Origin of the sequence: Collinsella sp. CLA-ER-H7, from assembly GCF_040092345.1 — a bacterium.
Taxonomy (GTDB): Bacteria; Actinomycetota; Coriobacteriia; order Coriobacteriales; family Coriobacteriaceae; genus Collinsella.
The window spans coordinates 118,601-129,837 of sequence record NZ_JBBNLT010000007.1 but is presented as its reverse complement, the minus strand read 5'-3'; the positions used below and the strand labels follow the sequence as shown (position 1 = coordinate 129,837).

The 11,237-nt window shown below is 60.7% G+C and carries 10 protein-coding genes; 8 read left to right on the top strand and 2 right to left on the bottom strand.

Going from position 1 to position 11,237, the window contains the following annotated elements; translation table 11 throughout:
* From AAAX75_RS05780 to AAAX75_RS05755, 6 genes are all read left to right on the top strand, one after another.
* Positions 1-771: IS3 family transposase (locus AAAX75_RS05780; RefSeq protein WP_349091396.1), on the top strand; the 771-nt coding region annotated here is incomplete at its 5' end.
* 282 nt (positions 772-1,053) lie between these two features.
* Positions 1,054-2,067, top strand: a complete 1,014-nt coding sequence (locus AAAX75_RS05775) for a hypothetical protein (RefSeq protein WP_349091395.1) — start codon at positions 1,054-1,056, stop codon at positions 2,065-2,067.
* 307 nt (positions 2,068-2,374) lie between these two features.
* Positions 2,375-2,803 carry a galactose-6-phosphate isomerase subunit LacA gene (gene lacA / locus AAAX75_RS05770; protein ID WP_006234830.1) on the top strand — a complete coding sequence of 143 codons (429 nt, stop codon included), beginning with the start codon at positions 2,375-2,377 and terminating at the stop codon, positions 2,801-2,803.
* 63 nt (positions 2,804-2,866) lie between these two features.
* The gene (gene lacB / locus AAAX75_RS05765) at positions 2,867-3,391 is read left to right on the top strand and encodes a galactose-6-phosphate isomerase subunit LacB (protein ID WP_349091394.1); all 525 of its coding nucleotides are present in this window, start codon (positions 2,867-2,869) and stop codon (positions 3,389-3,391) included.
* Positions 3,392-3,510: 119 nt separating this feature from the next.
* A complete protein-coding gene (locus tag AAAX75_RS05760) occupies positions 3,511-4,392 on the top strand; it encodes an aldose 1-epimerase family protein (RefSeq protein ID WP_349091393.1) in 882 nt (293 codons plus the stop codon).
* Positions 4,393-4,448: 56 nt separating this feature from the next.
* Positions 4,449-5,384 carry a hexose kinase gene (locus AAAX75_RS05755; RefSeq protein WP_349091392.1) on the top strand — a complete coding sequence of 312 codons (936 nt, stop codon included), beginning with the start codon at positions 4,449-4,451 and terminating at the stop codon, positions 5,382-5,384.
* A 343-nt stretch (positions 5,385-5,727) separates the two neighbouring features.
* On the opposite strand, the gene AAAX75_RS05750 is transcribed toward AAAX75_RS05755, so the two are convergent.
* Positions 5,728-7,356 carry a UDP-glucose--hexose-1-phosphate uridylyltransferase gene (locus AAAX75_RS05750; protein ID WP_349091391.1) on the bottom strand — a complete coding sequence of 543 codons (1,629 nt, stop codon included), beginning with the start codon at positions 7,354-7,356 and terminating at the stop codon, positions 5,728-5,730.
* Positions 7,347-8,552: a galactokinase family protein gene (locus AAAX75_RS05745; RefSeq protein WP_349091390.1), complete on the bottom strand. Its 1,206-nt coding sequence runs from the start codon at positions 8,550-8,552 to the stop codon at positions 7,347-7,349. Before AAAX75_RS05745 ends, AAAX75_RS05750 begins: the two co-directional genes overlap by 10 nt.
* Before the next feature lie 383 nt (positions 8,553-8,935).
* Here AAAX75_RS05745 and AAAX75_RS05740 point away from each other — a divergent pair, with 383 nt between their 5' ends.
* Together AAAX75_RS05740 and AAAX75_RS05735 are read left to right on the top strand one after the other, a co-directional pair.
* The gene (locus AAAX75_RS05740; RefSeq protein ID WP_349091397.1) at positions 8,936-9,922 is read left to right on the top strand and encodes a LacI family DNA-binding transcriptional regulator; all 987 of its coding nucleotides are present in this window, start codon (positions 8,936-8,938) and stop codon (positions 9,920-9,922) included.
* Between the two features lie 129 nt (positions 9,923-10,051).
* Positions 10,052-11,212: an FprA family A-type flavoprotein gene (locus tag AAAX75_RS05735; RefSeq protein WP_349091389.1), complete on the top strand. Its 1,161-nt coding sequence runs from the start codon at positions 10,052-10,054 to the stop codon at positions 11,210-11,212.
* Positions 11,213-11,237 lie beyond the last annotated feature (25 nt).

Below are 11,237 nucleotides of genomic sequence, written 5' to 3'. Positions count from 1 at the left end.
GCCCTCGCGCACCCGCCGAGGCCCACGCGCCCCGAGCTCCGGGAGGCGGCCGCCGAGATCTTCTCGCGCACCGCCAACGGCTGCGGGCACCGGCAGATAGCGATGTGCCTCAGGGCGGAAGAGGGGGCCGTGATAGCCGACAAGACCGTGCTCAAGATGATGCGCGAGATGGGGATTCGCTGCGGCATCAGACGCGAGACGGCCTACCACAGGTACAACTCGTACAGGGGCGTCGTCGGCAGAACGTTCGAGAACGTGATCGCGAGGGATTTCGACGCCGGGGCCCCGTGGCAGAAGCTGGGGACGGACGTCACCGAGTTCAAGGTGGCTGGCGGCAAGGCCTACTGGGCCCCGACGCCGGACTTCTGCACCAAGGAGATCGTGGCGAGCGACATATCGACCACGCCCGACATGGCCCAGCAGGTGAGGATGCTCGACGAGCTGCTGTCCAAGATCCCCGAGGGCGCCGCCCCGACCATGCACTCGGACCGGGGCTGGCAGTACCAGCACGCCTCATACACATCCAGGCTCGAGGCCGCCGGTATCGTCCAGAGCATGTCCAGGAAGGCGAACTGCATCGACAATGCCGCCACCGAGCAGCTCTTCGGCCACGTCAAGGACGAGTTCTACAGGGGCCGCGAGTGGAAGACGTTCGAGGATTTCAAACGCGGCCTGGAGGAATACATAGTCCACTGGAACACGAGCCGGAGGCAGGTAAGATTGAAGGGCCTGACCCCGGAGGAGTACCGGAATCAGGCCCTTGCGGCCTAGTCGCTATTTAGGGCGTCCAAGATTTGGGGCGCAGTTCACTATCCGCGGCAGGGCTTTTCTGTCTTCCTCCAAGTTGCGGTGAAATAGGGACTGAATAGGGGCCGGCGGGCGCAAAACAATCCCTATTTCACCGCAACTCATCCCGAGACAGTCATTGGGGACGTTCTTAAACGACTAGTCGTTGGGGGCAGTCTTGGAGCTTCTGCACGCCCTCCCGTTCGGTTTTTCGATGGGTGGGTATACTTCCATCCGCAATGCAGGCCGGAATGAGGAGGTGTCCAAATGCCGGACAACGGATTGATTCAAAAGACAGATGCGCACGAGATGGCTCATGGGCGTCCTGTCCAGATAACCGAGCATACGACGGTAACCGAGCTGCAGCCCAGCCTGTCCGATGTCGTGTGCGCAAACAAAAAGCTGCAGATTGGCTTTATCGTTGCGCTCGTGGTACTGGCGCTGTTGTCGGGCTTTGTAGCTCGTCCGCATTTTGCCGATACTAAGACTTGGGACTCCACCATCGAGGTCATCGATCAAAAGAAGGGCAATGTTTTGGCGCTCACAACCTCGTGCGTGGCGCTGTCTGCGGGCATTACCGCGCTGCCGGGTGATACGGGAACGCCGGTTGCCGAGCAGCTCGCGCAGCTTTCGGGTAACTTGGGTATCGTGCTTGCCGTGCTCTACCTCGAAAAATATCTGCTGACCATTTTATGGTCGGTCGGGCTGGGCATCCTGATTCCGTTCTCGCTCGTACTCTTCGCGGTGTCGCTTGGCATTCACGGACGCTGGAGCACGAGCGCAGTCATTCGCCGCGTGGCAACGCGTGTGCTGGTGGTCGCCATAATTGGCATGGCGTTGGTGCCTGCAAGCGTTTGGGTGTCGCAGAAGGTCGACGAAACGTATCGCGTTAGCATCGAGGCGGCCGAGCAAAAGGCGGCCGACGCTGCGAGTGCGGCAAATAGCGATAGCTCCAAAACAAGCAAGAAAAAGACCGAGTCCGCAGAGTCCAAGAGCGTGCTCGAGCAGCTTGCCGACGGTGCCTCGGGCCTCGTCACGTCGGTGACCAGCGGCGCCAAGCAGATGACCGATGAAATTGTGCAGCAAGTGACCGATCTCATCGAAGGCGTCATTGTGATGATCGTGACCTCGTGCGTTATCCCGCTGCTGGTGCTCGCGGCGTTTTTGTGGCTGGGACACACGCTACTGGGGATTGATATTTCCGGCCCGGCGAACTATTTGACGGGCCGCTTTCTGAGTGCTCCGTCCAAGCACGCCAAGAAGGGCAAGCAGTCTGAGTAGGCGGCAAAGCGTTCTTTGGAAGATCAACTGTAAGAAGGGCGGCCGAGACACGTTCTCGGCCGCCCTTTTGTTTGTTGAATACGCGGTCGCTACGTCCGCGCCGGGCTCAAACGGTCAGCAATCATCCGTGAACGGTATTTGTTCAAAAAAGAACAAAGATAAACAAATAATTCTTGCAGTTGATGTTCGAATGTGTTTAAATAAACACGAACAGTGAAGAACCGCACATTCAGATGCCCGGACCTGAACGCGATTCAACACTTCCAAACAGAAACTACGCACCTGCGTATCTCTCAAGGAGGATGTCATGAGGGTTGTAATCGCTTCCGATGCCGACGGTATGTCGATGAAGGAGTCCATCAAGGAGATGCTCATCGCCGACGGTCACGAGGTCGTCGACTATTCCGAGACCCCTGCCGCGGACTTTGTCGATTCCGCGACCGCCGTTGCCAAGGACCTGCTGGAGCACAAGGATTCCCAGGGCTTCGCATTCGATAAGTACGGCGTCGGCTCCTATATGGCCGCCGTCAAGATAAAGGGCATGGTCGTCGCCAACATTTCCGACGAGCGTTCTGCCTACATGACCCGCGAGCACAACGGCTCGCGCATGGTCACCATGGGCCCGGGCGTTGTGGGCACCGAGGTCGCCAAGAAGATCGCCCGCGAGTTCCTGCGCGCCCAGTACGCCGGCGGCCGTCACCAGATCCGTGTCGACATGCTCAACAAGATGGCCTAACGAGAGCCACCGAGAACTCGAACTTCTACCTCAACTTGTGAATTCAGACGAAAGGACGTTCTGATGAAGAAGACCATCGCAATCGGTTGCGACCATATCGTTACGGACGAGAAGATCTATCTGGCCGACCGCCTGGAGCAGGCTGGCTACAAGGTGCTCGACTGCGGCACCTACAGCCACACCCGTACGCACTACCCCATCTACGGTAAGGCCGTGGGCGAGGCTGTTGCCAGCGGCAAGGCCGACTTTGGCGTGGCCCTGTGCGGTACCGGCATCGGCATCACCAACGCCGTCAACAAGGTTCCCGGCGTCCGCTGCGCCTTGGTCCGCGACATGACCTCTGCCCTGTATGCCCGTCGCGAGCTCAACGCCAACATCGTGGGCTTTGGCGGCAAGATCACCGGCGAGTTCCTGATGGCCGATATCATGCTTGCCTTCCTGGAGGAGCCCTACGAGAAGACCCCCGAGCACGATGCCCTGATCGCCAAGATCGATGCCTGCAACAAGGCCGACGCCGAGGCTCAGGCTGACCCGCACTTCTTTGACGAGTTCCTCGAGAAGTGGGACCGCGGCGAATACCATGATTAGCGGGTATCCGGCGTAATTAACTAGTCCGTTGACGGCTCGCGTTTCTGTGAGGGGGCGCGGGCCGGTTTGCTATCAGCCCCACTGACTTGGCGGGCTGTCGTAAGAAAGGGAAGGCTCCTATGGAGTTTGTTCTTGATAACGGTTCTATCCGCGTGGCACTGAGCACGGCGGGCGGGTCGTTCACTTCTATTGCGGCCAACGGCCGTGAGTACCTGTGGCAGGGTGATCCGGCGGTCTGGTCGGGCCAGGCGCCTATTTGCTTCCCGATCTGCGGCGGTCTTCGTGACGGTCGCGCAATGACCATGGGCGGCCGCGAGGTCAAGCTCGCCCGCCACGGCTTTGCGCGCAAACAGGAGTGGAAGCTCGAGGAACAGAGCGACAACATGGTTGCGCTGAGCCTAAGCTCTACCGACCATGCCGAGTTGCTCGAGCAGTACCCGTATCCGTTTAAGATCGTTGCTCGTTACACGATCGATGCGGCTAAGGTGGCCGTGTCGTACGAGGTGACCAATGAGGGCACCGAGGACATGCCGTTCTTTGTGGGTGGCCACCCTGGCTTTAAGTGCCCGCTTGACGAGGGCGAGTCCTATGACGACTACGAGCTCCATTTTGATCAGCGCGAGGCCGCCGAGCTCTGTACTGCCGTTCCTTCGACGGGTCTGATTGATGTTGAGCATCGCAGCAAGAACCCCATGATCGACCAGAACCTGCCGCTGACCCACGAGCTCTTCGACTTCGCGGAGACCATCTTTGACGTGCTCGAGAGCCGCGTGGTTACGCTGACCAAGAAGACCGAGGACAAGGGCGTGCGCCTGACGTTCCCCGATATGCCGTACCTGATTGTGTGGAGCAAGCCCGAGGGCGACTTTGTGGCCGTGGAACCGTGGGGCGGCCTGTCCACCTGCTCCGACGAGGACGATATTCTGGAGCACAAGCGCGGCTGCCTGGTGGCCAAGCCGGGGGAGACCGTCACCCGCGGCTTTGAGATCGAGATCCTTTAACGAGCTATCGTATGTTTGGGGCCGCGCGTGTCGTGCCCCGGAAACAGGAGTTCAATATGATTCTGACCGTTACCATGAACCCGTCGATTGATACGCGCTATCAGCTCGATAAGCTGATCATCGACGATGTTAACCGTGTGACGCCCGAAAAGACCGCTGGCGGCAAGGGCCTCAACGTGAGCCGTGTGCTGCTGCAGTTGGGCGACGATGTGCTCGCGACCGGTCTGCTCGGCGGTCACATGGGTGCCTATATGGCCGAGCTCATGGATGTCGATGGCGTCAAGAACGACTTTGTGCCCATCGCTGGTGAGACGCGCATTTGCCTGAATATTCTGCACGAGGGTAATCAGACCGAGCTTTTGGAGAGCGGCCCGCAGATCGCCCCGGCCGAGCTCGAGGCCTTTACGGCCAAGTTCGCCGAGCTTGCAGCGAAGGCGGACGTTGTGACGCTTTCGGGCTCGCTGCCGCGCGGCGTCGATGCCGGCTACTATGCCGAGCTCGTCAAGATCGCCGAGAAGGCGGGCGCCAGGGTGCTGCTCGACACCTCGGGTGCATCGCTGGAGGCCGCGCTTGAGTCCGACGCTAAGCCTGAGCTCGTAAAGCCCAACCTGACCGAGATTAACGGCCTGCTGGGTACGTCCTTTACGACCGATGATGTCGATGCCCTGCGCGAGGCGCTTGCCGCCGATGGCCGCTTTGCCGGCATCCCCTGGGTTGTCGTTTCGATGGGCGCTGCCGGTTCGGTGGGCTTCCATGAGGGTCGCGCATTCCGCGCCAAGACGCCCGCGATTGCGGCTGTGAACGCGACGGGTTCCGGCGACTCGACCATCGCCGGCTTTGCGCATGCCATTGCTGCTGGTGCCGACGACGTCACGGTGCTCAAGACCGCCAATACCTGCGGCAAGCTCAACGCCATGGATCCCAAGACCGGCCACCTGGTCATGGACCGCTGGGACGAGGTCTACAACAGCGTTGTCGTGACTGAACTGTAGGGTTACGCGGTTTTACCAAACCGCGTAACGGCGCGACTCTGCAAACGCCCCTAAGCGGCAATCTGACGTTCAATCGTCGGGCATGACCAAAAGGTCAATGCCCTCCTCTTTCACGTCACCTTGCTCGCTTAGGGGCGTTTTCGCTGTCGTTGCCAAGACACCGGCGTTGCCTTGGTCGCAAGTAGTCATTGGGGACGCTCTTTAATGACTAGTCGTTTAAGAACGCCCCTTAAGAATGACCCCAATGACTACACTCAAAAACGGCGCCCGTCGGCGATGTTGCCGGCGGGCGCCGTTGTCGTGTAGACGCTATTTGTTGAGTGCGTGCGTTCGAGCTCGCATGCTATAGCGAGTCGATAAAGCGCTGTTGGGCGGTGCGTCCTGCCTCGTCCCATTTAAAGACGCCGGCGTTGTCGAGCACGTGGCCAAACACCACGCCGACCTCCTCGTGCAGGATATCGATGGCGTTGTCCGCCGTAAGCTCGTTGGCACGGCGGGCAAAAACATCTTCGGCCCATGCGGCGTGGCTGCGGCAAAGATCATCGCCTTCGAGCGCACCGGCAAGGTCGTAGCTGGCATCGGCCTTGGCTGCCAGCAGATGCTCGCGGACAGCGCCAAGCTCGGGAACCAGGCGCGGCGGCAGAATTGCCAGGCCCATGACCTCGATCAGGCCGATGTTCTCCTTTTTAATGTGGTGGTACTCGGCATGCGGGTGGAATACGCCCAGCGGATGCTCGTCGGTCGTGATATTGCAGCGAAGCGCCAGGTAGGCCTCGTAGATTTCGCCGCCGGCGTTGCCGCGGGAGTCCACGCGGCGAATGACGGGCGTCACGGTGTTGTGGGCCACGCCGTCGGCCGTGTGTGCGATAACGCCCACGGACTCGTCGGTCCACTCGCGCCAGGCGAGGATAATCTTCTCGGCAGCGTCGAGTAGCTGAGCGCGGTCATGCGAGCGCAGGCGCAGTACCGAGAGTGGCCACTGCAGCACAGTGCCGGTGACCTGGTCAAAACCGGGCACGCTAAACTGCGAGACCTCGGCGGCATGCATCATGGGGAACTCGTGCGCGCCGCCCTGGAAGTGGTCGTGCGACAAGATCGAGCCGCCCACGATGGGCAGGTCGGCGTTAGAGCCGATGAAGTAATGCGGGAACAGGTCGACAAAGTCGAGCAGGCAGGTCAGGCCCTTGCGGTCGACGTGCATCGGACGATGCTCGGAGCTCATGGCAATGCAGTGCTCGTTAAAGTACGCGTACGGGCTGTACTGGAAGCCCCAGCGCTCGCCGTCGAGCTTAATAGGGATAACGCGCAGATTCTGGCGGGCGGGATGGGCGCCGCCGTCGGCTGCAGCGGAGCGTCCGGGATAGCCCTCGTTTTCGATGCAGAGCTGGCAGGCGGGATACTTCTCGCCCGTGTTTTTGGCGGCGCCGGCCGCGGCAATATCGCGCGGGTCCTTTTCGGGCTTTGACAGGTTGATGGTAATCTCGAGGTCGCCCCAGTTGGTGGGGGTGCTCCATTTGATGTTGCGCGCGATGGCGGCGCGGCGCACGTAGCCGGCGTCACAGCATAGGCCGTAGAACCAGTCGGTCGCGGCGCGGGGCTCGTCGACGCCCATGCGGCCGTTGAATTCCTCGTTTACAACCGAAGGCCTCGGCATCAGCGCGCCCATGATGCGCATGGCGATGCGGTCGCGGCCCGATGCTGTGTCCTCGGCAGTACCGTTGGCAACGGCGGCCTCGGCAAGCGCGGCAAGCGTGCCCTCTAGGTCAAAGTCGGGGAGTGTATCGGGGTGCAAGAGCGAGAGTTTCTCAACCTGGAGCGCCCAGGCCATGTCGAGCGCGGGGCCCGTGGCGCCGATGCACTCCAAAATGGTGTTGTAGGCCCAGATGCGGTCGTCCTGTCCGATCATCGATCGGTGGATAGCGTACTCGATCAGGTTCTGCGCAGCCTCGCGCACGTCAGTCATTACAGCCATGCCGCGTAAGCCCCCTTGTCAGAAATTGCGTAGTGGCGGGCAGAGCCCTCGCCCAGCCAGCCGTTCATCTTGGCGATGAAGGTGTCGACCAGGTCGAGCGGCACGAAGGCCTGGATGGTGCCACCAAAGCCGCCACCGTGGATACGGACGGCGCCTCGGCCGTCGAGGACATGCTCGGCCAGTGCCAGGGCGTACATGGAAGGCTGCTCGGAGCCCAGCTTGGCAACGACATTCTGCAGGTACATGGCAGAGCTGGCGCCGGACTCGCGCGTCAGGACCAGGAACTGGTCGATGTCGCCGGCGTTGAGCGCTGCCCAGCGCTTGTCGACCAGGCCGTTTTCGTACCAGTAGTGAACGGCGCGCAGGCAGGCACGGTCGCCCAGCTTGGCGCGCAGCTCGGGGAGCTTGGCGTCAAAGTCCGCCACGTTTACCTCACACAGGCGTGCCTTGCCAAACTCGGCAGCGACGTCCTGCATCTCGCGCGGAACGGCGGCGTAGTCGTCGGTAGCTGCCACATGGTCGGCGCCAACCTTAACGAGCACGAGCGCATAACCGTGATCCTCAAAATTGAGCTCGAGCTTCTGGGTTTTAGGCTGAGCCTGGTCCTCAAAGTCCATGTAGGCAAGGCCGCCCAGGCACACAGCGGCCTGGTCCATCAGACCGCAGGGCTTGCCATAGTAGTTGTTCTCGGTGCGCTGGCTCATCTGGGCGAGCGCGACGGGCTCGATGGCGGGTGCGCCCCAGAGCGTCTCCATGGCGCGACCGTATGCCGCCTCGACAGCAGCAGAGCTCGAAAGGCCGCCGCCCGAGGGGACAGAGCAGGTGAAGGCGAAGTCGAAGCCCAGGGGCTCAACGCCCAGAGCAGCGATTTCGTGGGCCATGCCGCGGACGAGGCTCGCAGACGTGCCCTTCTCGGACTCTTGAATACCCAGCGTGTCGAGCGTGATCTCAAACGTGGGATAGCCCTCGTCGGTGACGCGGACCTTGTTGGAGTCGGTTGCCACGGCGATGCCGTCGACAGCGACATCGAGTGAGCCGGCGATGACGTGGCCGCCCTCGTGGTCGGTGTGGTTGCCACTGATCTCGGAGCGGCCGGGCGCGTGCACATAGAGCACCTGGCGATCGCCGATGGGCCCAAACTCCTCCTCAAACAGCTTGGTGAGCGTGGCGAGTGTCTTTTCGTCGGGGGTGGTCATCGGAGTCCTTTCCTTGGCGCGTACGGGTAAGTTTTGCGCCGTTATGAGTACGTTAACAATTTTGAGCACCACAAACCAGACGGTCGCGGCACCGCACGTTAAAGGGTATGTTAACGTACTCATAACACAACGTATCTCCTTTTTTGAGAATCTGGTAATCGGTAGATTTTCGGCCGTGAACGGTGTGGCTGTATGGACATATGGAGCAAAAGAACCGCTGATAGAAAAAGTAGAGTACGTTAACATGCGTCCCACGATAGCGGGCCTCGGTGCGGGGCGTGTTTCCGCTCGGGCCGACATTCACGCTATTCAGATTTCGCAAGGGTGAAGGTGATCCTGTGGCAAGGCGCCCGTCCAACGATACCAGTTCGCGTCCGGTCTCCATGGCCGACGTCGCCCGTGCTGCTGGCGTTTCGCAGCAGACGGTTTCGCGCGTCGCCAACGGCTTGCCCAACGTTAACGAGCAGACGCGCCAGCGCGTACAGGCCGCTATGCAAGAGCTCGGCTTTCGCCCGAGTTATGCCGGTCGCTCGCTGCGCGACGGCCGTTACCATTCGGTCGGCCTGTGCGTCAACGATGTCACCAAGTTTGGCAACCTCTCAATGATCGACGGCATCGCCAGCGCTGCTCGCGAGCATAATTGCGCTATCACGCTGGTCGAGATGTCCAAGACCGAGGAGTTTTCGCTTGCCGAGGCCACGCGCCGTATGGCCGCGCTGCCCGTGGACGGCATCATTATCGGCATGAGTCGCATGGCGCCCGATTTTGAGACGTTTGATCCACTGCCGGGCATTGGCACGGTCATCGTTACCATGTATGCGCATCCGCGGGTGACCACAGTCGATTCCGACCATTACGGCTGCTCGCTGCTGCTCATGGATCATCTGTTTGAGCTGGGGCACGAGCAAATTCGCTATATTGGTGGCCCGTCATTCTCGGTCGACGAGCAATTTCGTCGCGCCGGTTGGCAGGATGCGCTCGAGCGTAAACACATCGAGCCGGCAGAGCCGCTCGAGGGCGACTGGTCTGCCAACAGCGGCTACGAGGCCGGCAGGTACCTGGCCGAGCACGATCACACCATGACGGCGATCTATGCGGCAAACGATCAGATGGCAAATGGCGTGATTGCCGCACTGCGTGATAGCGGCCTGCGCGTGCCCGAGGACGTGAGCGTGGTGGGCGTCGACGATTCGCTCGATGATTTTGTGGCGCACAACGAGCTCACGACCGTGCGATTCGATCTACATCAGCGCGGACGCGAGGTATTCGAGCATGCAGTTCCCGAGGCGGGTACGGCGGGCAAAACCGTTGCCATTCGTATTCCCGGCCAGCTCATCATTCGACATAGCACGGCGATACCGCGCGCATAGTTTGTGCAGGTAAACGGCGCTTTATCGCATTTCAATAACAATCGGTAAGGATGCCGGCAGATGGCTGTGGCTCTAAAGGCGAGTGTTATGATAGACGGGTTCTTTTGTCTATCTAGGAGGCTTTGCCTGATGGAGATCACCAAGGATATCCGCTACATTGGCGTCAACGATCACGACATTGACCTGTTCGAGGGCCAGTACGATGTGTCCGAGAACGGTATGGCATACAACAGCTACGTTATCTTGGGCGAAAAGATCGCTGTCGCCGATTCAGTCGACGGCGGTTTTGTTGACGAGTGGCTCGGCAACCTCGAGGCCGTGCTCGATGGCCGTACGCCTGACTACCTGATCGTCCATCACATGGAGCCCGATCACTCCGCCGGTATCGCCGCCTTTATGGAGCGCTATCCCCAGGCACAGATTGTGGCCAGCATGGGCGCCTTTCGCATGATGGTCAACTACTTTGGCACCGACTACCCCGAGCGCAAGATGGTCGTCAAAGAGGGCGACGTGCTCGATCTGGGCGGTCACAGCCTAACGTTTGTCGGCGCCCCCAACGTTCACTGGCCCGAGGTGATCTTCTCCTACGAGTCCACCGACAAGGTGCTCTTTAGTGCCGACGGCTTTGGCAAGTTTGGCGCCAACGACATCGAGGATCCCGAGGGGTGGGCTTGCGAGGCTCGCCGCTACTACTTTGGCATCGTCGGTAAGTTCGGCAAGTTCGTGCAGGCCGTTCTCAAGAAGGCCGCCGACCTGGACATCCAGATCATCTGCCCGCTCCACGGCCCCGTGCTGACCGAGAACCTGGGCTACTACCTCGACACCTATAACACCTGGTCGAGCTATCAGCCCGAGGACGAGGGCATCACGATCGCCTACGCGAGCGTCTACGGCCACCTGAAGGCCGCCGTTGAGGAGCTCGCATCTGCGCTCGAGGCCCGCGGCCAGAAGGTCTCCGTCTTTGACTTGGCTCGTGACGATATGGCCGAGGCCGTTGAGGACGCGTTCCGCTATGACCGCCTGGTGCTCGCCTCCATCACCTATCAGGGCGAGATCTTCCCGTTCATGAGCACCTTTATTCACACGCTTGCCGAGCATGCCTATCAGAATCGTACGGTGGCACTCGTCGAGGCCGGCTCCTGGGCGCCCGCAGCTGCCAAGGTTATGACCAAGGAGCTCGAGGGCATGAAGGACATCACCCTGACGCAGAACAAGGTGACTGTGCTGGGCTCGCTCAACGACGCCTCGCGCGCCCAGATCGAGGCCCTCGCCGACGAGCTCTCCAAGTAGCGACACGTTCACTTTTGACGCTCAA

Excerpts from the sequence above, each read along its gene's own strand:
- lacB (WP_349091394.1), top strand. The coding sequence starts at position 2,867 with ATGAAGAAGACCATCGCAATCGGTTGCGACCATATCGTTACGGACGAG.
- lacA (WP_006234830.1), top strand. The coding sequence starts at position 2,375 with ATGAGGGTTGTAATCGCTTCCGATGCCGACGGTATGTCGATGAAGGAG.
- AAAX75_RS05745 (WP_349091390.1), bottom strand. The coding sequence starts at position 8,552 with ATGACCACCCCCGACGAAAAGACACTCGCCACGCTCACCAAGCTGTTT.
- AAAX75_RS05775 (WP_349091395.1), top strand. The coding sequence starts at position 1,054 with ATGCCGGACAACGGATTGATTCAAAAGACAGATGCGCACGAGATGGCT.
- AAAX75_RS05750 (WP_349091391.1), bottom strand. The coding sequence starts at position 7,356 with ATGGCTGTAATGACTGACGTGCGCGAGGCTGCGCAGAACCTGATCGAG.
- AAAX75_RS05760 (WP_349091393.1), top strand. The coding sequence starts at position 3,511 with ATGGAGTTTGTTCTTGATAACGGTTCTATCCGCGTGGCACTGAGCACG.
- AAAX75_RS05740 (WP_349091397.1), top strand. The coding sequence starts at position 8,936 with ATGGCCGACGTCGCCCGTGCTGCTGGCGTTTCGCAGCAGACGGTTTCG.
- AAAX75_RS05755 (WP_349091392.1), top strand. The coding sequence starts at position 4,449 with ATGATTCTGACCGTTACCATGAACCCGTCGATTGATACGCGCTATCAG.
- AAAX75_RS05735 (WP_349091389.1), top strand. The coding sequence starts at position 10,052 with ATGGAGATCACCAAGGATATCCGCTACATTGGCGTCAACGATCACGAC.